This window comes from Acinetobacter soli, assembly GCF_018139125.1.
In the GTDB taxonomy this organism is placed as follows: domain Bacteria; phylum Pseudomonadota; class Gammaproteobacteria; order Pseudomonadales; family Moraxellaceae; genus Acinetobacter; species Acinetobacter soli.
In genome coordinates this window covers 3,140,563-3,160,328 of the sequence record NZ_CP073241.1, presented here as the reverse complement: position 1 = coordinate 3,160,328, position 19,766 = coordinate 3,140,563, and the positions used below count along the sequence as shown (strand labels likewise).

At 45.4% G+C, this 19,766-nt stretch carries 20 protein-coding genes; 6 read left to right on the top strand and 14 right to left on the bottom strand.

The window, feature by feature from the left end; translation table 11 throughout:
- Positions 1-87: 87 nt before the first annotated feature.
- The 9 genes from yjgA to mazG form a co-directional block, all read right to left on the bottom strand.
- The gene (gene yjgA / locus KCV09_RS14595; protein WP_004940489.1) at positions 88-621 is read right to left on the bottom strand and encodes a ribosome biogenesis factor YjgA; all 534 of its coding nucleotides are present in this window, start codon (positions 619-621) and stop codon (positions 88-90) included.
- A gap of 2 nt (positions 622-623) precedes the next feature.
- The gene (locus KCV09_RS14590) at positions 624-893 is read right to left on the bottom strand and encodes an HPr family phosphocarrier protein (RefSeq protein WP_025096094.1); all 270 of its coding nucleotides are present in this window, start codon (positions 891-893) and stop codon (positions 624-626) included.
- Positions 890-1,741, bottom strand: coding sequence for an RNase adapter RapZ (gene rapZ, locus KCV09_RS14585; RefSeq protein WP_004940495.1), 852 nt, complete (start codon positions 1,739-1,741; stop codon positions 890-892). The genes KCV09_RS14590 and rapZ overlap by 4 nt, the downstream gene beginning before the upstream one ends.
- 21 nt (positions 1,742-1,762) lie before the next feature.
- Complete coding sequence (panC, locus tag KCV09_RS14580; RefSeq protein WP_004940498.1) at positions 1,763-2,608, bottom strand: pantoate--beta-alanine ligase; 846 nt, start codon at positions 2,606-2,608, stop codon at positions 1,763-1,765.
- 3 nt (positions 2,609-2,611) lie between these two features.
- The gene (gene panB / locus KCV09_RS14575) at positions 2,612-3,421 is read right to left on the bottom strand and encodes a 3-methyl-2-oxobutanoate hydroxymethyltransferase (RefSeq protein ID WP_151814879.1); all 810 of its coding nucleotides are present in this window, start codon (positions 3,419-3,421) and stop codon (positions 2,612-2,614) included.
- 39 nt (positions 3,422-3,460) lie between these two features.
- Positions 3,461-3,946, bottom strand: a complete 486-nt coding sequence (gene folK, locus KCV09_RS14570) for a 2-amino-4-hydroxy-6-hydroxymethyldihydropteridine diphosphokinase (RefSeq protein WP_212515308.1) — start codon at positions 3,944-3,946, stop codon at positions 3,461-3,463.
- Positions 3,943-5,409, bottom strand: a complete 1,467-nt coding sequence (gene pcnB / locus KCV09_RS14565; protein WP_004940506.1) for a polynucleotide adenylyltransferase PcnB — start codon at positions 5,407-5,409, stop codon at positions 3,943-3,945. The genes folK and pcnB overlap by 4 nt, the downstream gene beginning before the upstream one ends.
- Before the next feature lie 125 nt (positions 5,410-5,534).
- A complete protein-coding gene (locus tag KCV09_RS14560; protein WP_212515307.1) occupies positions 5,535-5,921 on the bottom strand; it encodes a ComEA family DNA-binding protein in 387 nt (128 codons plus the stop codon).
- Entirely contained in the window at positions 5,918-6,691 is a 774-nt protein-coding gene (mazG, locus tag KCV09_RS14555; RefSeq protein ID WP_004945376.1) for a nucleoside triphosphate pyrophosphohydrolase, read from the bottom strand. Before mazG ends, KCV09_RS14560 begins: the two co-directional genes overlap by 4 nt.
- Before the next feature lie 121 nt (positions 6,692-6,812).
- Between mazG and KCV09_RS14550 the strand changes: the two genes are divergently transcribed.
- The gene (locus KCV09_RS14550; protein ID WP_004940515.1) at positions 6,813-7,589 is read left to right on the top strand and encodes an SDR family oxidoreductase; all 777 of its coding nucleotides are present in this window, start codon (positions 6,813-6,815) and stop codon (positions 7,587-7,589) included.
- Positions 7,590-7,644: 55 nt separating this feature from the next.
- On the opposite strand, the gene KCV09_RS14545 is transcribed toward KCV09_RS14550, so the two are convergent.
- The 4 genes from KCV09_RS14545 to cysM are packed head-to-tail and all read right to left on the bottom strand — an operon-like array spanning position 7,645 to position 13,149.
- A complete protein-coding gene (locus KCV09_RS14545) occupies positions 7,645-9,951 on the bottom strand; it encodes a RelA/SpoT family protein (protein ID WP_004940517.1) in 2,307 nt (768 codons plus the stop codon).
- 31 nt (positions 9,952-9,982) lie between these two features.
- Positions 9,983-11,374 (bottom strand): 23S rRNA (uracil(1939)-C(5))-methyltransferase RlmD, encoded by a 1,392-nt coding sequence (gene rlmD, locus KCV09_RS14540; protein ID WP_212515306.1) that lies wholly within the window; start codon positions 11,372-11,374, stop codon positions 9,983-9,985.
- Positions 11,371-12,201 (bottom strand): 3'-5' exonuclease, encoded by an 831-nt coding sequence (locus tag KCV09_RS14535; RefSeq protein ID WP_212515305.1) that lies wholly within the window; start codon positions 12,199-12,201, stop codon positions 11,371-11,373. Before KCV09_RS14535 ends, rlmD begins: the two co-directional genes overlap by 4 nt.
- A 24-nt stretch (positions 12,202-12,225) precedes the next feature.
- Positions 12,226-13,149, bottom strand: coding sequence for a cysteine synthase CysM (gene cysM, locus KCV09_RS14530; RefSeq protein ID WP_025096089.1), 924 nt, complete (start codon positions 13,147-13,149; stop codon positions 12,226-12,228).
- Positions 13,150-13,304: 155 nt separating this feature from the next.
- On the opposite strand from cysM, the gene KCV09_RS14525 reads away from it, so the two are divergent.
- From KCV09_RS14525 to rsfS, 5 genes are all read left to right on the top strand, one after another.
- Entirely contained in the window at positions 13,305-16,103 is a 2,799-nt protein-coding gene (locus KCV09_RS14525) for a GacS-like sensor histidine kinase (RefSeq protein ID WP_004940532.1), read from the top strand.
- Positions 16,104-16,195: 92 nt separating this feature from the next.
- On the top strand, positions 16,196-16,984 hold the full coding sequence (locus KCV09_RS14520; RefSeq protein WP_004945363.1) for a crotonase/enoyl-CoA hydratase family protein: 789 nt from the start codon (positions 16,196-16,198) through the stop codon (positions 16,982-16,984).
- A gap of 14 nt (positions 16,985-16,998) precedes the next feature.
- Positions 16,999-17,874: an NAD(P)-dependent oxidoreductase gene (locus KCV09_RS14515; protein WP_212515304.1), complete on the top strand. Its 876-nt coding sequence runs from the start codon at positions 16,999-17,001 to the stop codon at positions 17,872-17,874.
- A gap of 18 nt (positions 17,875-17,892) precedes the next feature.
- Positions 17,893-18,687, top strand: a complete 795-nt coding sequence (locus KCV09_RS14510; RefSeq protein WP_212515303.1) for a hydroxypyruvate isomerase family protein — start codon at positions 17,893-17,895, stop codon at positions 18,685-18,687.
- Between the two features lie 118 nt (positions 18,688-18,805).
- Positions 18,806-19,207: a ribosome silencing factor gene (gene rsfS, locus KCV09_RS14505; protein ID WP_004940540.1), complete on the top strand. Its 402-nt coding sequence runs from the start codon at positions 18,806-18,808 to the stop codon at positions 19,205-19,207.
- A gap of 128 nt (positions 19,208-19,335) precedes the next feature.
- On the opposite strand, the gene KCV09_RS14500 is transcribed toward rsfS, so the two are convergent.
- The gene (locus KCV09_RS14500) at positions 19,336-19,656 is read right to left on the bottom strand and encodes a hypothetical protein (RefSeq protein ID WP_228301565.1); all 321 of its coding nucleotides are present in this window, start codon (positions 19,654-19,656) and stop codon (positions 19,336-19,338) included.
- Between the last annotated feature and the right edge of the window lie 110 nt (positions 19,657-19,766).

The following is a 19,766-nucleotide window of genomic DNA, read 5'->3' as shown; positions in this document are numbered from 1 at the left end:
ATGCAAATTGAACGGGCTTTTTTGACAAGAATCTTTTAAACGAATTGTATCAGCACAAACTATGGCTGATATTTTGTCAGAACACTGTTAGTTATCTGATAGCAAAGCCACTTGCTGTACATAATTGAAAAACTTCAGCTTCGAAGCAGCCAGTTCCTCTTCACCTGCGCCTTGAGTAATATCGCGCTGAATACGCAATACATGCTGACGCAAGGTATGACGTTCTGATGCATTGTGCAATTTACTGAACTCGTTGACAGCTGGGTCACCCTGCTCGATCATCCGATCAACCCAACGTTGCAACTGTGCTTGTTTCTTTGCACCTTGTTGAGGCGTCAGATACGATAAAATCACCGTTTCATCTTCATTACGGAGTAATTTGCCGATACGCTGATACTGTCGGCGTTTTGCTTCGAATGAGCTAATGGTTTGAACATCTAGCAAGGCATCAATCAAACGTTCATCTACTGGGAGTTTTTGAATCTGTTTTGCCGAAAGCTGAGCCAGTTGCTCACCTAATGCTGCCATACGCTGTACAGCTTTTTTTTGCTCAGTTTTGCTCGCACGTCCTTCTAAAGAATCGAAATCATCTTCATTAAAACGCTGGGTACGACGTGCCACGATTAATCTGCCTCATAAAATTTTGCAGCGAATAGTGCCTGAATTTCTTCCTGTGCTTTTTCTTCATCCGCACCTTCAATCACTAAACGCAAAGTGGTTCCCTTACCGGCTCCGAGCATCAGTAAGGACATAATGTTTTTTGCATCGACCAGTTTATCGCCTTTACCAATCTGGATAGACGAGCGGAACTTGGTGGTGACTTCAATCAGCTTTCCAGATGCGCGTGCATGCAAGCCAAGTTTGTTAATGACATCTAGCGTGGTATCAATCATGACCAGTGCTTCATTTCTCTGTGTAAGACCTGAATAGACCATTTTGCCTCAAGCGCTTTTTTTAGTCTATCTACAATATAAACTGAACGATGCTGACCACCCGTACAGCCGATCGAGATCGTCATGTAATGACGATGCCCTTCTGCAAACACAGGCAACCATTTGTCCAGAAAGTGAAATACGTCATCAAACATTTCATTGGTTTGATCACTGGCTTCCAGAAACTGACGAACGGGTTCATCTAAACCCGAAAAACGACGTAATTCTAAATCCCAATGCGGATTTGGTAAATGCCGTACGTCAAAAACATAGTCTGCATCAAGTGGAATACCATGTTTGTAACCAAAAGACTGCAAGATCAGAATCAGTTTGTCGGACTGGCCCAATTTAGACAACAGCGTATGTTTCAGATCATGCACGCTTTTGTCGGTGGTATCGATGTGCACGGTCGAGCGAAACTGAATCGGAAGCAGCAGTTGTTTTTCTTCCTGAATACATTCCGTCAGGCTTTTAAAGCGATTGGCTAACGGATGCGGACGACGCGACGCGCTAAATCTGGCAATCAGTTCCTGATCTTGTGTCGTCAAATAAATCACATCGACCGTTCCATGCTTTTGCAATTGCTCAAACACCAGGTCAAATTCCTGCATATCTGCGCGCGTGCTTCGCACATCTACCCCAAGAGCCAGTTGCTCCAGATTATTTTCATGATCCAGCTTGGCGACAATTTCTGGCAACAATGCCAAAGGCAAATTATCTATACAGTAGTAACCCAAGTCTTCAAGTACCTGTAGTGCCGAGGATTTTCCGGAACCTGATTGACCTGTGACGATAAGAATACGTTTCATGGCATGGTTGTCCTGTCGAAATTATGCCTTAAACTTGACCTGCAAATTGTCGATAAGTCGCGTATTGCCCAGCTTGGCTGCAATAAACAGCACCAGATCTCGATCAAAATTTGAGACAGGCTGCAAATTTGGCTGTCGCGCTTCTACATAATCGACCTTAAAACCGGCATTGCTCAATGTCGCTTTGATGGTGGCCAATACCGACTCTAGCGTCTCACCTGCATGCAATTGTACTTCTGCATGTTTTAAGGCTTGATAGATGGTCGGTGCGGTTTGACGATCGGCCTCAGACAAATATCCGTTACGCGAGCTGAGCGCCAACCCATCTGCTGCACGTGCAATTGGCACGCCAATAATATCAATCGGCAGATTCAAGTCTTGAACCAATTGACGAATCACTGCGAGCTGTTGATAGTCTTTTTGACCAAAAAAAGCTACATTGGGCTGCACAATATTAAACAGCTTGGTGACCACGACAGCCACACCATCAAAATGTCCAGGACGCGACTTACCACATAAATCATCAGTGATCTCGGCCACCGAAATATTGGTTAAACGTGGCTGCTTGCCATACATTTGCTCAACCGTAGGTGCAAACAAGATATCGCAGCCCACATCGGCCAGCAGATGACTGTCTTGCTCTAATGTCCGCGGATAGTTTTCAAAATCCTCACCTTCACCAAACTGGATCGGATTGACAAAAATACTGACCACCACAATGTCACACAGTTTTTTTGCTTCGCGAACAAGGTTCAAATGTCCTTGATGCAAATTCCCCATGGTTGGTACAAAACCAATAATCTTTCTTGAGCTACGTGCAGGATGAAGTGAAGCTGTTAATCCCTGAATCGTGGTTTCGGTTTTCATAAATTACAGCTCTACCTGAAAAGTATGTTCGGGTGCAGGGAAACTCTGGTCTTGAACTGCAGCGTGATAAGCTTTCATAGCATCCACAATTGCCGTATCGCCGGATTGTTCTTTCATAAAATTACGGACAAAACGTGCCAGTTTGCCAAAGGTAAGTCCAAGCATATCTTGCACCACCAGCACCTGACCATCAGTCTGGTTGCCTGCACCAATGCCAATCACGGGCACTTCAGGAAAGAGCTGTGCAATTTCTTCGCCTAGCTGTGCTGGCACGCATTCGAGCAATAAGATCGCAGCACCCGCATCAACCACAGCCTGACAGTCTGCAATCAGACGATCTGCGGCATCGCGTGTTTTCGCTTGCAGTTTATAGCCACCAAAAACATGGACCGATTGTGGTGTAAGGCCTAAGTGTACACATACAGGAATACCGTTTTGTGTCAAAACACGAACCGATTCGCTGAGCCATGCTCCGCCTTCAATCTTGATCATTTGAGCGCCCGCCTGCATGACCTGTTTGGCACTTTTCAGGGCATCTTGTAAGGTGGCATAACTCATAAATGGCAAGTCTGTCATGATAAAGGCATGCTGATTACCACGACGAACTGCCGCAGTGTGATAGGCCATATCTTCGACCGTAACAGGTAGTGTCGAGTCATGCCCCTGGATGGCCATACCCAAAGAGTCACCAATCAAAATCGAATCGACTTGAGCGATTTCCATGGCTTTGGCCATGCTTGCATCGTAGCAAGTCAGGCAGGAAAATTTACGCCCCTGCGATTTAAATTTTTTTAAGTCACTTAGACTAATCATTACGATGTCCTCTATCGACGTTTCCACATAGAAACGCGCTTATTCAGCCCAGTCACTCGCTGCCAAAACTGTCAGCGACGGCGCCTGTGCCAGCTTTAACTCATTTAAATATTGACCTTTTACGACAAGGTTCTTATTCAGATCCAATAAGGGCACCACCACAAAATCGCGCTCCAAAAGCCCGACATGTGGAACCGTAAGCCGCTCATGCTGAATCTCTTGATCAGCATACAACAGCAAATCCAGATCTAAGGTGCGCTCACCCCAGCGGCGCAAACGCACACGTCCTGCATCCTGTTCAAACTGCTGTAAATGATCGAGTAGTTCAAGCGGACTAAGTGTTGTTTCAAGCTGTACCACTGCATTTAAATAATGCGGTTGATCTTGCGGCCCCATGGGTGGGCTTTCATACAACCTTGAAACTCGAACCTGTCCAAGCTGTTTCAGCTGCTCTACAGCACTGCGCAGAATCTCACGTGACTCACCCAGATTACTGCCCATCCCAATATATGTGGTGTAACTCATTGTGTCGGCCCGAAAACCACGTGCTGTAGATCACGCTGAACGCGCTTGCGCTTAAGAATAGGATGATCGGCAGATACCCCACTCTCAGTTGCACGCGACTGCGTAGCCCCCTGATGACGTGGCTCACGTGATTCAGGCTTGCTTTGTGCACGTCGGTCACGACGATTACGTGGTTCAGGCACATCAACCAATGGCTCGATGTCTAAACTTTCACGTGTATCGACTGGATCAAGCTGTTGCTTACGGCGCGATTTAGCACGCTGACGATTGTACTTCGCAATCATGGCTTCTTTGCCATCTGCATTAAGCAACTGGTACTGATCCCACCACTCGCCCATACCTTCGGTGGTTGAATCGCCTGATTTTTCGCGCAGTAGTAGAAAGTCAAAGCCTGCTCTAAAACGTGCATGCCCGGCTAAAGCTTCAATTTGCTGTGGTTTTGGATTGAGCAGTCGGGTTTGCATCTCCCAAACTTCGCGAATAAAGGTTTCGGCAAACCGTGGAATCACAGTACGGGTCGCTTGGCGTTTTAACACATCCAGACCAGCCTGCGCTCGCGCTTCGGCAGGTACTACACCTTTTTGCAAATAAAACTCGCAGCGATCTGAAAATGAACGCCACAACAGTACAGCATAGAAAAACGCTGGATTAATGGTTTTTCCAATCTGGATACGCTGATCGGTATTACGCGCAGCACGCTCAATGAACGGGGTGATATCGGGTTTAACATCGGCAAACAATTGACGCCAGATATCAAACTCAATCAGCATCGGCAACACGCGTGCCAGATGCCCCATAGTAAAGAGCTTTTGTGATTCATCATAAAGTCGATGTGGTGATACATCGCGCAGCAATTGAGTCATCTCGACATCAAAAATTTTGAGAATCTCTGGGTCGATCGTAAAGTCGAGTTTTGCAGCAAAGCGCAATGTTCGGAGCATGCGCACCGGATCTTCTTCAAAACGCTGTGTAGGATCACCTAGCAGACGCAATGTTTTACTTTTGATATCAGCAACAGCATCACAAAAATCCAGCACAATCCCTTTACGTGGCTGATAGTACAGCGTATTGATAGAGAAATCGCGTCGGGCAAAGTCTTGCTCGATGGTTCCCCAGTTGTTATCACGTAAAATCATGCCCGAAGCACTGGTCACCGCTTTTTTGGGTGGTGCTCGAAAGGTCGCAACCTCAATCAGCTCACGCCCAGAATAGACATGTGCCAACTCAAAACGACGACCAATAATACGGCATCGACGCCCAAAAACCTCTTTGACCTGTGAAGGTGTTGCATTGGTTACAGCATCGAAATCCTTTGGATTAAGCCCGAGCATTAAATCTCGAACTCCCCCACCCACAATGTATGCTTCATAGCCTGCTTTGGTGAGACTATCGATCACATCTAAAATTGAAGCAGGTAACTGTGTGGTTGATAGCCCACATTTTGACGCGCGCAAAGTTTGCAAAAGACGCTGTCTCCTACGTCAGGACGTTAATAATAAGATGTTGCTAATCATATCTCTAACCTGAGTAAAGGGCAATTTGATTCTCTCACTGCTTTAACAGGTTCATCTTGATCGCTCAACACAGTTTAAATGGCCAAGCGATGACGATTTTTTTCAATGAATTTAGGCCCAATACCTTTCACTTTCTGTAAATCATCTACTGAGTTAAAGCGTCCGTATTGCTGACGATACTCTACAATTGAGAGTGCCTTTTTCTCTCCTACCCCATGTAACTGCTGCAAGTCTTTGGCTGTCGCAGTATTGATATTCACTTTAGGGCCTGTGTTTGCCTGCAAGGAAGGTTTGGCTAAATAATGATTGGAGTGAGATGACTGTAGTCGTGCGTCGTGTGCCTGTTGCTGGCTTTTCCACGCTTGGTATTGCTGGTCAAACGCCTGAGCATACAAACTTGAACTGAATAGTAAACTGGTCAGTAGCGCGCACAAGGCGCTATAAAAAATTCGAATCATCATGTATGAACCGTTTTTAAATATTCTTTGGCCTGATCCCACAACTGATCCATCTCTTGGAGCGTCATGTCTTCAAGCACTTTATCTTGATGCTGTGCTTGCGCTTCTATATAAGCAAAGCGCTGTCTAAATTTGTGAATCGTGGCCAGCAATGCAGCTTCACTGGAGAGGCCTAGTTTACGTCCAACATTCACCAAAGAAAATAAACAATCACCAAATTCTTCAAAAATATGATCGGGTGACTGCTCCTGCATGGCCTGCTCAAACTCATTCAGTTCTTCTTTGAGTTTTTCAAACGCATCTTGAGGCGTTTCAAAATCAAATCCAAGCTGGGCAGCCGTTTTTTGAATCGCCTGTGATTGATTGAGTGCAGGCCCTGGTTTGGTCTCATCCAGTCTGGATCGTGGTTTTCCTTGCTTTTCTTTGTGTTTGATCTGCTGCCATAAATGGCTCACCTCTTCAGGCGTAAGCGCATTGAATGATGCCGCATCAAACACATGCGGATGGCGACGAATCAGTTTTTCTGTCAGGGTTTGCACCACATCGTAAAAATCAAATGCGCCTTGCTCTTGATACATCTGTGACTGAAACACCACTTGTAAAAGCAAATCTCCCAGTTCCTCACGAATCTCTTTGAGATCTCCACTCTGCACGGCAGCTTCAACTTCATATGCTTCTTCAATGGCATAGCGAGTGAGGCGCTGAGGGGTTTGCTCACGATCCCACGGACAATTTTCACGTAAGGTACGCATAATCTGTAGTAATTGATCCATGTTTCGTTCCTTTAAAAACTTGTAAGGCAGCGCCAGCAGGCACGAGATTGTCACCCTTGCCATGATGCCAAAACTCGGCGTAAGATCACAACCGATTCATCTTAAAATAATGAGTGCAATGATGAACAAAACTGTTTTTATTACAGGTGCAGGGCAAGGGATTGGCGCCGAAATTGCTCGGATTTTTTATCAACACGGCTACTATGTCGGATTGTTTGATGTACAAGTTGAACAGGTCAAGGCTTTACAGCGTGAGCTTGGTGAGCGCGCGTTTGCAGGATATCTGGACGTTTGTGATTACTCAGCTTGGCAAGTTGCACTGGCAAATTTTGAAACTTGGGCTGGAGCACTGAATATTCTGGTCAACAATGCCGGTGTTTTGTATTCGGGGCCATTTGAAGACACCCCGATCGCCCATCATCAGCGTACACATCAAATCAATGTCGGCGGTGTGCTCAATGGGTGTCATGCTGCCTTGCCTTACCTTCAAAAAGCGCACCATGCACGTGTGATTAATCTCTCTTCCGCCTCGGCAATTTATGGGCAGGCTGATCTAGCATCGTATTCAGCCAGTAAGTTTGCCGTGCGCGGACTAACCGAAGCACTCGATGTCGAGTGGTCAAAATACAAAATACGCGTACTGGATGTCATGCCGCTTTTTGTTCAAACCGCCATGGTCGAGCAGATGAATGCAGCCAGTATTGAGCATATGGGGGTGCAATTGAGCGCTCAGGATGTTGCATGCGAGGTCTTTCGCTTGGCCCAAGCCACAGATCGCGGTTTATGCCCAACCCATACCCCAGTGGGTTTTAAGGCCAAGATCATGTTTCAGCTATCCAAGCTCAGTCCGCAGGTGCTGAATCGCTTGAGCAACCTCTGGCTCTCTCGACGCGACTAAATAAAATAGATATAAAAAAGGCCTGCTAATGCAGACCTTTTTTTATAATTTTGACTTAGTTGCCTTGTATCAGACGACGTGCGCTAATGATACCCGGTTGCTGCTCCAAACGTGCCAACAAACGTGACAGTTGAGCCAGCCCTTTCACTTCAATCAACAGTTTCATATTGGCAATACCATCGGCTTCTGAAATGGTATTGACCTGACGAATATTGATTTGATCAGAAAAAATCACTTGCGTGAGGTCTTTGAGTAAACCACGACGATCATAAGCATCAATGACAATCTGTACGCTTTGACCTCGTGTTGGCTGCATTTCCCAATCGGCCTCAACGGCACGCTCAGGCTCCAGTTTAATCATACGCTGATAATCTGGACAGCCAATCTTGTGAATACTCACACCGCGATTTAAAGTGATATATCCACCAATCGATTCACCATGTACGGGCTGGCAGCACTGGGCAATATGCAGTTCGACATTATCCAGACCATCGATCAAGATACCATGCGCCGATAAGGTATGGCTGGCACGCGGATTCAAGGTCGGTTTGAGCACCAGCTCAGGTTCGTCTTGATCCAGATGCATCTGACGATTAATCTGATTGATCAGTGCATGTAGGCTGATATCACCACTGACCAAGGCAATCATAATGTCATCGCCGGACTTCACATTAAAGTGCGACGAGTAATCATTCAGATCGATACTTTTTGGATGAATGGCCAGACGAGACAGTTCCTTATTCAGAATGTCCTTGCCAATCTCCAAGTTTTTACTGCGATCTTGCTGACGGAACCAGTGGCGTAATTTGTCTCTGGCACGTGAGGTACGAATATAACCTAAAGAATTCACCAACCAGTCACGGTTCGGCTCACGGTCTTTTTTGGTCAGAATCTCGACCTGTTCACCGGTTTTCAGGGTATAAGTCAGCGGAACATAACGCTGGTTGACACGTGCAGCGTAGCATTTATTCCCGACTTCGGTATGCACATGGTAGGCAAAATCGAGAACAGTTGAACCGCGTGGCAACTCTCTGATATCGCCATCACGACTAAACACATAAATTTTTTCAAAATCTTCAAAATTCTGGATTTCTTCAAAATTTTCGGTGTCATCATCGTTTTTATGCACCGTCGAATCGTTACGTTCTTGATAATGCTCGAGCACCGAACGCAATGAATGTAAACGATGATTAAACGAGTGATCGGTATTTTTCGCGCCTTCTTTATAGTTAAAGTGCGAGCATACGCCGAGTTCGGCTTCTTGGTGCATTTCATGGGTTCGAATTTGCACTTCCAGCGATTTGTTTTCTGCAATCACTGCCGTGTGCAAAGATCGATAACCATTGGCTTTCGGATTGGTAATATAGTCATCAAACTGGTGCGGAATATGCCGCCAAATTTGATGCACAATACCAAGCGAGTGATAGCACTCAGGCACATTTTTGACCAATACACGAAGTGCGCGAATATCATAAAGCTGATCAAAACTGAGGTTCTTGCTTTTCATTTTTCGATAAATCGAATAAATGTGTTTGACCCGACCCGTGATTTCGGCCTCAATGCCGTATTCACCCAATTCACCTTTGAGCTTCGAGATCACAAACTGAATATACTGTTCGCGCTCGAGGCGTTTTTCGTTTAATAACGAAGCAATTTCTTTATAACGCTCTGGAGCCAAGTAGCGAAAGGCCAGATCTTCGAGCTCCCATTTTAACTGGGCAATCCCTAAACGATGGGCCAAAGGTGCATAAATGGTAAGAATCTCACGAGCAACACGCTCTTGACGCTCACGTGACGATTTAGCCAGTTCACGTAAAGCAAAGGTTCGTTCTGCCAGCTTAATCAGTACCACACGAATATCTTCTGTCACGGCGATCAGCATTTTATATATGCCAGACAGATGCTCACGTTGATTATTATTAAAATGATCTTCCAGACGTTTGTTCTTTTCAATCATTTCAGAAAGCTTACCCATAGCCAAAGTGCCTTTGACCAAGCTATGGACATGCTCTCCGAATTTTTCTTGAACAATATTAAGCGGAATCACGCCCTCACGAACACTTCGATACAGTACAGCAGCGGATAAGGTGTCTTCATCGACATGCAAATGCGCCAAAATATCGGCCATTCCAATACCCGTAGTAAAGGTATTAGATGGATGATTGACAGTGCTTTCAAGCTCACTCTTTAAGGTGAGTTGAGCGACTTTTTCAAGTTGTTTTAGCTCAGCCCCGTCTAAAATATCCCCCACTCGCTTCACCCAAGCGGCCAAATCGAGCTGGGTTTTTTCGGCATGTTCTACAGTCGTTTCCTCAGCTAACTCTGAAAGTCGCTCAGGCAACTGCTCACGTACTGTGACCATACCAATCTCCTATGGTGTTATAACTCATTTTTTAATCGTTTATCTCTTGAATTTTCTCAAATAAAGCAATCGACTCAACATGTTCTGTATGTGTAAACATGTCCATGACGCCTACTTTCTTCAACTGGTAACCTTTTTGTACCAGCACACCTGCATCCCTTGCCAGTGTTGCTGGATTACATGATACATAAACGATTCTTTTGGCCTCAAAGTTCGAAATATACTGCATGATTTCCAGTGCACCCGAACGAGGAGGATCAATCAATAATGCATCAAATCCTTGATTCGCCCAAGAATGATGCGAGAAGTCTTTTGTTAAATCTTGTGAAAAAAATTCAACCTGTTGTATCGCATTGAGTGCCGCATTTTCATGGGCACGCTGAACCATTTTGTCACTGCCTTCCACGCCAACCACATGCCCGGTCTGCCCAACACATTGCGCCATAGGCAAAGAAAAATTGCCTAAACCACAAAATAAATCCAGCACCCGTTCACCTTTTTTCAGATCTAGCAAGTTACATGCCAAGGCAATCATTTGACGATTCACCCCAGCATTCACCTGAGTAAAATCAGACGGCGCGAAGTTAAAATTCAGATTGAATTCGGGTAAGGCATAACTCAAACGCATCGCGGCTTGAGGCTCGTCCAAGCGTTTAAGCTGTTCACTGCGACCCGCATGAACATAAAGTTGCCAATTTTTTTGCTGGCAAAATGCAAGCAATGCCTGACGATCTGTTTTGCCAAGTGCACCTAAGTGACGTACCACCAGTGCAATATCCTGATCACCCATGGCCAGTTCCAGATGTCCAATTTCAGCTTTGGCCGACAAAGATTGGATCAACTGATTCAGCTCTGGCAAAGCTGAAGATAAGGCTTGATCGAGCACTGGGCACTGCTGAATCGGGGTTAAACGATTACTGGCATGCTCACGAAACCCCATCACCAACTGATCTTTGGCGGCGATGTAGCGTACGCCTATCCGAGCACGACGGCGGTAGTCGTCACGATCTGAACGAATGGGCGCAAGCCATTCTTGCACATCGAGTCCTGCAAAGTGCTGTAAATGCGACTTTAAAACATCTTGTTTGATCTTGATCTGCTCTGAAGCGGCAATATGCTGCATGCTGCAACCACCGCATACGCCATAATGAGGACAAATCGGATCGACGCGAAGCGATGATTTACCCTCTAAGATTTCCAGCACCTCACCTTCTTCAAAGCGCTTGGTGGCGTGGGTAATTTTAGCCAAAACGGTTTCGCCCGGAAGTGCATAACGGATAAATGCTTTCTTACCGTGCTTGTCTAGCGGGTGGTCATTAGACTGACCGAAATGTGCAATCCCTCGTCCTTCATGTGAAAATGATTCAATCTGAAACGTATAGCGCGTGACAGATGGAGAACGAGATGGCGCTTGCTTTTTCAAAAGAGACCTTCTTCCTGCTGTTCAGGAAAATCGTGTGAAGTAAAGGTGGTATGTGCCGCAGTGCGTTGCCAAACCGCTAAAAAGTCAGCCTGTTGGGGTTGCTGCTGCAAATATCCAATTGTAGCCTGAATCCAGCCTTGATGTTCTTCACGCTGCAACTGCCCTTTAAGCAATAACCAGCGCAAATAAATCAGCCATGTATTGAGCACATCACCTTCGCAATAACTGCTCAGCTTCAGCCACTCGGCCTGCCGAACATAAGCAGGCACATGATAGCCATTTTCACCGCGCTTGCCGGGTAAGCCCAGCACGCAGGCGACATCATCAAGTTTCTGAAAATTACGACCATTAAACATGGCCATCACATCCATTAAATCCACATGACGATGGTGATATCGGTTCTGATAGTTATTATAGCGCTTTTGTTGGTCTAACTCACCCTGATCAAACAAACTCGGTGCAGAAAGTCCATGATACATGGCGCGAAACAAAATTACCGGCAAGTCAAATTGTGAACCATTCCAGCTCACCAAGGTCGGGTGGCGCTTGTCAAAAATAGACAGAAACTTGGCCAGTAGCTCGGCTTCACTCCAATGTTCTTGACTAAACGAAAACAAGCGCAAGCCTTGTTCATCGATCCATAGACCAGAAATACAGACAATTTCATGGAGCGCTAGACGCTGAAAATCTGTTCCAGATTCTTGACGACGCAATTTAGTTAAGGCCTGCTCCAGATCATCTTGTGGTAAATCCAGATGATACAAATGCGCTCCGGCCTTTAAATCGGTCAAGGTTTCAATGTCGAAAACCAACGTGGGAAAACGCATTTTATTCTCACAAATCGAGCAAAATTAGTCTTTCACCGAAAATAGTCCGGTCGACAGATAACGATCACCACGGTCGCAAATAATGCAGACAATCACGGCATCTGGCTGCTCTTGAGCAATTTTAAGCGATGCCCAAACCGCACCACCCGAAGATGTGCCCGCCGAAATTCCTTCTTCACGCGCTAAACGGCGCATGGTTTTTTCTGCTTCGATTTGTGGAATATCAATAATACGATCGACACGCGACGGTTCAAAAATCGTCGGTAAATATTCTTGTGGCCAGCGACGAATACCCGCAATACTTGAGCCTTCAGATGGCTGTAAACCCACAATCTGAATCTCAGGATTTTGTTCTTTTAGATATTTCGACACGCCCATAATGGTGCCTGTGGTTCCCATAGAGCTGACAAAATGCGTGATTTTGCCCCCCGTTTGCGACCAGATTTCTGGGCCGGTGGTCAGATAATGTGCCTGAACATTGTCTGGATTTCCAAACTGGTTCAAGACCACGCCCTTGCCCTCTGCCTGCAGACGAAGCGCCATATCTCGTGCGCCTTCCATGCCTTGTTGCTGGGTCACTTCAATCAGCTCAGCGCCATAAGCCAGCATCGCATCTTTGCGCTCTTGGCTCATATTGTTGGGCATGATCAGCTTCATTTTATAGCCACGCATCGCAGCGACCATCGCCAGAGCGATGCCTGTATTGCCACTGGTGGCTTCAATTAAGGTATCGCCCGGTTTGATGTCACCGCGTTTTTCAGCTTGCATAATCATGTTATATGCAGGGCGGTCTTTTACCGAACCAGCCGGGTTATTCCCTTCTAGTTTTGCCAAAATGGTCGCTTGTGTCTGTGCGCCAACACGCTGTAAACGCACCAACGGCGTCTTTCCAACATAATGGTCTAACAAAAACTCATCGGCTAAAAAATCAGGTTCTGCTGTGTTCATGCTTAACACCCAAATCAAGGTGACGCCTATTGTATGAAAAAAACACCTCGGCTGCACTCCTTTCACTCAGCTTTTTCTTGGGGATGATTAAAGCACCATCAGTTTGACCCAAAGCATGCTAATATGCCGCTCATCGGGATAGATCTGATTGGGCTATGTCAAATTTTAATAAAAAGTTATCCAAACGCTTACAGTTAAACCATGCCTATGGTCAATTAATCGCGTTGATTTTTGTTCCAATTTTAGTGTTGGCCGCGGTGGGAACCGTATTGGTCCTCAATGAAACTGGTGCAGCAGCCCAATCTCAGCAGCGTCATACTGCCGCTGCCTTATTAACACGCTATGAACATACCGCCAGCAATTTACTCAGACTGGTAGAGTTACGTCCCGATCAGTACGATCAGGCGCTTCGGATCATGCAGAGTATGTATAACGAACGCTACCTGAAACGTGCCGCGATTATCGATCAAAAAGGCCAAGTCTCGTTAAGCATCGGCTATCGCGATACGCGCTTTTGGCCCAAAATTCCAGATATGATCTTTTTCGGCCCCATCAGCCATAACCACAACAATATTTACGGCCAGCGCATTCAATCCAGCAATAATCGACCGATGTGGCTGGTAGTGGAAATGGACAATCAACCGCTACAGATTGCCCATTATCGGGTTTTCACCGTATTGATTGTCACGGCCTTGATCACCTTATTATTATTGCTGCTGTGTTTGAACTTTTACTCACGGCGCTGGATTGCGCCGATGTACGAGATTCGGATGCAATTGCAACGCCTCAATGCCGATACGCTCGATCAGCATATGGTAATTAATAGTACTGGCGAGCTGCGCTTGCTACAGCGTGATATTGCCAATGTGGTCAAACGCTTACACTTTAGTTTCTTAGAGCTAAAAGAACATACCGAGCAAACCGAAGACGATTTGCGTCGCACACTCGATACACTTGAGGTGCAAAATATTACCTATCGCCAAGCGCGTGATCAGGCTATTTCAGCTAATCAGGCCAAATCGGTTTTTCTGGCCAATATCAGCCATGAGTTGCGTACTCCACTCAATAGTATCGATGGTTTTATCCATTTGTTGTTGCGTCAGCAAAGTTTAAGTAATGAGCAACGTTTGTACTTGCAAACCATTCGTAAATCATCGGCACATTTGCTGGCGCTGATTAACGATGTACTCGACTTCTCAAAAATCGATGCCGGTAAGCTTGAACTTGAAACGGCGGCATTTAATTTAGAAGAAGCTATTTTTGATGTGATGGATATGCTCTCGCCGCTGGCGGCACAAAAGCATATCGATATGGCCTTTTATTATGGCGATAACATTCCTGAAATCGTGAATGGAGATGCGCTACGCGTCAAACAGATTTTAACCAATCTGATTTCCAATGCGATCAAATTCACCCCAGATGGTGAAATTATCGTTCGGGTTCGAATGGAACACGATGATATTGGTCAGTGCTTGCTACATTTTAGTGTGCAGGACAGTGGCATTGGTTTAAGTGGTACCGACCGCAAGAAACTGTTTGAGTCGTTCTCACAAGGCGATGCATCGGTAACACGTCAGTTTGGCGGTACAGGACTTGGACTTGCCATTTCCAAACAGCTGGTGCAACTCATGCACGGTCATATTGGTTTTGAAGACAACCAAGAACGCGCACCAACCGAAAAAGGCTCAACATTCTGGTTTACTGCACAATTTAAAACCGAAGACGATATTATTCCAGAGTACCCGCAATTTCCTCAACTGCATGTGGTGTCGTATCTTGCCCATCCAGCCACAGCCAATATTTTGCGGCATTATCTCGAAAACTATCGCGTCAATCACACCGAAATTACTTCGATTTTGGAACTCTTTAGCCGTCTGAATCATTTGAGCTCAAAAGAAAATACTTGGCTCATTGTCGATCATAGTGGCGATACCCAAGCGCTGCTCAAAGAGATTCGTCAGCGCTATACCGGCAATTTAGCGGTGTATGGCTACCAGATGGCACTTGAGCCAAATATGCTCAATGACTATCGTGCACGACCGTTATATCAGCCGCTGAGTCGAAGCGCACTGGTTCAGCTTCTGAGTAACCAGCCGATTTTTGAGCATCAACCCGAACAGTTTAATGGCCGGGGCCTGCATGTATTGGCGGTCGATGATCATCTACCTAACCTGATTGTGCTTGAGGCGTTGCTGAGCGAGCTGAATGTCACCACCACCAAAGCACTTAGCGGTCAGGAAGCTTTAAATATTATCGAACAGCGCATCGAACAAAAAGAAAAGCCGTTTGATTTGGTATTTATGGATATTCAAATGCCGGTTATGTCGGGCATCGACACCACGCGTGCCATCCGCTCACTTGAATCGACACTAGATAACAACATGCGCCTACCGATTATTGCATTGACCGCGCATGCACTGGCTGATGAAAAGCAAAAGCTGTTAAAAGTCGGCATGGATGACTACGTGACCAAACCGATTCAGATGGAACAGATCATTCACATCTTGAATCAGTGGAGCAAAGCCGATTTTGATAGCCCAGCAGCAAATGAGCATCAAATTTTGATCGATGCACTCGACCCGTCTATTTTAGACTGGCAGCAAAGTTTACAGCTTGCAGCCAATAAAGAAGATTTGGCCTTCGATCTCCTTAAAATGCTGGTCGATAGTTTTGATACTGAATTGAACGAAATGGAGCAACTCATCGAGCTGGAGGATTTTCCACAGCTTGAACATGTTTTGCATCGTTTATATGGTGCTACGCGCTATGTGGGAACCCCGAAACTGCAACAGGTAGCCGGCGAATTTGAACAGTTTGTCTCGACTTTGCGTAAAGAACGCCGTAAGGCAGATGCTGCGTTTATTCAGGAAACCCAGATACGGTTTGAAGCACTCAACTTAAGTATTCGTGAAGTTGAGGGTGCGGCCAAGCATATATTGTCTGAACGTGATTAGCCCAAACCGTGTGACTGATGTGTTCGTGTTAATTTTGAAGCACATGCTATGCTGAGCTGAATAACAATTTAAATGAACACGAGTGCTCAAACATGGAACTGATCAAACTCAGCATACAAAATGGTATTGCAGAGGTGCGCTTAAACCGACCAGAAAAACGTAATGCCATGAGCTTTGCTTTGCTACGTGAGCTGATTGTGACGGCCAAAACCATAGAAAAAGATCGTCATATTCGCTGTGTAATTTTAAAAGGTGAAGCGCAGGTTTTTAGTGCAGGGATTGATTTAAGTGATTTAAATAACCCTAAAAATCGAGCCTATGCCGCGTGGGAGCTGATCAAACCGGGCGAAAGTCTGTTTCAAAAAGCTTTTTTAATTTGGCAACGCTTGCCTATTCCAGTGATTGCGGTACTCGAAGGTTATTGCTTTGGTGCTGGTATGCAACTGGCTCTGGCTGCCGATATTCGCATTGCGCATCCAGATACCCAGCTTTCGATCATGGAAAGCCGTTGGGGACTGGTTCCCGACATGGGGCTTACACGCTCACTAAAAGGGCTGGTCGGGCCAGATCTGGCCAAAGAACTTACCTTAAGCGCACGTATTTTTGATGCTCAATATGCAAAAACCGTCGGATTGGTTACTCATCTTGCAGATGAGCCACATCAAGCCGCAGAGCATTTAGCTGTTGAATTTCTACAGCGCTCTCCAGATGCCGTGGCCGCAGCCAAGTCAGTTTTAAATGCCATGGAACATGCACCTCATCGTGCATTACGGCTAGAGAAACTTTGGCAATTAAAGTTATTATTGGGTAAGAACAGCCGCCTCGCTCGGCAAAAAGACAAACACCCTGAGGTGGAATTTCTGCCTCGACAATATAAATAAACAAGGACTGATGTATGCGCTTTGATCTTCACACGCCCGTTGCATTTATAGGCATGGGACTTATGGGTAGCCGAATGGCGACCCGACTGATTCAGGCCGGCTTTCAAGTCGCGGTATGGAATCGAACTCAAAGTGCATGCGATGTATTGCTGGATATGGGCGCAGCATTGCTTAAATTTGAAGATCTGGGTAATTACCCCCTCATTTTAACCTGTGTTGCGGACGATGCCGCCATGCATGATGTCTTTGCTCAAATACAGCCCTATTTGAAAGCCGAGCAAGTAATTGTCGATTTTTCAAGCTTGTCGGTTGAGGCGACTCACCAACTGGCCAAACAGGCCGCACAGCATAAAGTGATCTGGATTGACTCACCTGTTTCGGGCGGGACAGCCGGCGCTGAACAAGGCACCTTGGTGATCTTTGCCGGTGGTGATCCTGCTGTAATTCAAGACTTGAATCTACTCTATAACATCTTGTCACAACGTGTGACGCGTATGGGAGATGTCGGAACTGGGCAAGCAACCAAAATTTGCAATCAACTCATTGTCGCGGCCAACAGCGCTCTGATTGCTGAGGCTGTAGCACTGGCTGGTCGAGCTGGTGTAGATACCACTTTGCTGGCACCCGCGCTGGCGAACGGATTTGCAGACTCCAAGCCATTTCAGATTTTGACACCGCGCATGGCCAAACAGGTTTTTGAGCCGGTGCAATGGAAAGTCCAAACCCTCGCCAAAGACTTAAACAATGCGGTGCTGCTGGCACAGCGCTGTAACCTGCATATTCCAGTTGCGGTACAAGCCTTGAGCCAGTTACAAGCACACCAAGAAAATGGCTATGCACAGCAAGATTTAGCCACTATGATCAGACATGTAGATGATGTAAATCACTAACAGAAAAGGACATTCATGATGAGTCAGTTGGCTGTTAATTTATCCATGATCTTTACGGAAGTACCTTTAATTGAACGCTTTGCGCTGGCGCACCAACATGGCTTTCAGCACATCGAAATTCAGTTTCCGTATGAGCTGTCTATTGAGCAAATTCAGACACAGTTGCATGATCACCAACTCGATTTATGTCTGATCAATGTACCTGCTGGCGATTTAATGCAAGGTGGAAATGGTCTGGCGGGTGTACCCGGCCAAGAGCAGGCTTTTGCGCAGGCTTTGCAGTTAGCGATTGATTATGCCACCGCATTAGATGTGCCACGGGTGAATATTTTGGCGGGCAAGCAGCCACACGACTACGATCTATTGCCTTGCCTGAATACTTTGGCAAGCAATCTTAAACTTGCCTGCAACCTGTTAAGCACACATCATATTCAACCCTTGATTGAAATGATCAACGGTACCGATATGCCACGCTTCTTAATTCAAAATACTGCACAGGCTCAAGAGATGCTTGAAGCGGTTCATCACCCTGCACTCAAGCTACAATACGATTGTTATCATATCGCCATGATGGGCGAAGATGTATTAGAAGAACTCAAAGAAAACATTCACGACATCGGACATATTCAGTTTGCTGATTGTCCCGGTCGCCACCAACCCGACACAGGTCAGCTCAATTTTGAACAGATATTTGCTTGGCTACAAAGTAGTCATTACTCGGGTTTTATTGGCGCAGAATATCGGCCATGCGCATCATCAAGCGACTCTTTTGACTGGAAATCAAAATATTTCTCTGATGATGTAAACACTTAGTTTGAATTGACAGTTTTTTAAACAATTTTTTTCAAACTCAACCGATAGGAAAAATTGAAATTTGGGCGTAAAGACGCTATATTAAACAATGAGTAATTGTCAGGAAACTATACCCTTTATGAATTTAGAACCATCGCCCAGCGCTTCTAATTCTCACGATCTCGCCATGAATTCTACGTCGCAGAATGTACAAGGCTGCCTAAAAGTCGTACATGATGCGCTCACCGATGTAAAAGCAAAAGATATTTTAGAAATTGACGTTCGTAACATCAGCAATGTTGCAGACGCCATTGTGATTGCCAGTGGTACCTCTACCCGTCATGTCAAAGCTCTTGCAGACAACGTTGCAGACGAAGCACGTAAAGCAGGCTATCGCCCGATCGGAATCGAAGGCGAACGCGACGCCGAGTGGATCTTAATCGATCTAGGTTATGTCGTGGTACATGTGATGTTACCAACTGCTCGTAAATTTTACGACCTTGAAAGCTTGTGGCGCAATGCACCAGAAGCAATAGCTTAAAGTTAAGCATATAAAAAAGCGACCTGAATGGTCGCTTTTTTATGATTGAGATTTAGATTGATACTTGCATGAGAGACCACAGAGTCACTTAACCCAATTAACCATACACTTTCATGAGGATTCGACACTTAGAGCGCACCTGTCTGCCATTTCTTTTTACGAGTATTGATCAAAATAAAAACTCCCACTACAGTTCCTATTGGAAATCCAAGGAGCAATAAACACCCTAAGCCCTGTGATAATGTTTTTCCAACTTCAGTGCCGTTTTTCACTTCGTTTGAAGCCTTAAGATGCAAAAAGAACATACCACCGTAGATGGCAGTCAGTAAAATTAAAACAGTAATCGTGTCCGACTTGCTATGTTGTATAAAAATAATCCACGCCAATACCAACATCATCGCATATAAAACCATCATACATCGATGCGTATAAAATAAAGCTTTGTTCACCGTTGTTTTTCCTATTTTTAATTAGTCTTTTAACATCATAAATTTGGAGATCTTATTGTTCTGTAGAGCCTATTCAATCATAAACTATTCATTGTCTTTAAATTTAATTC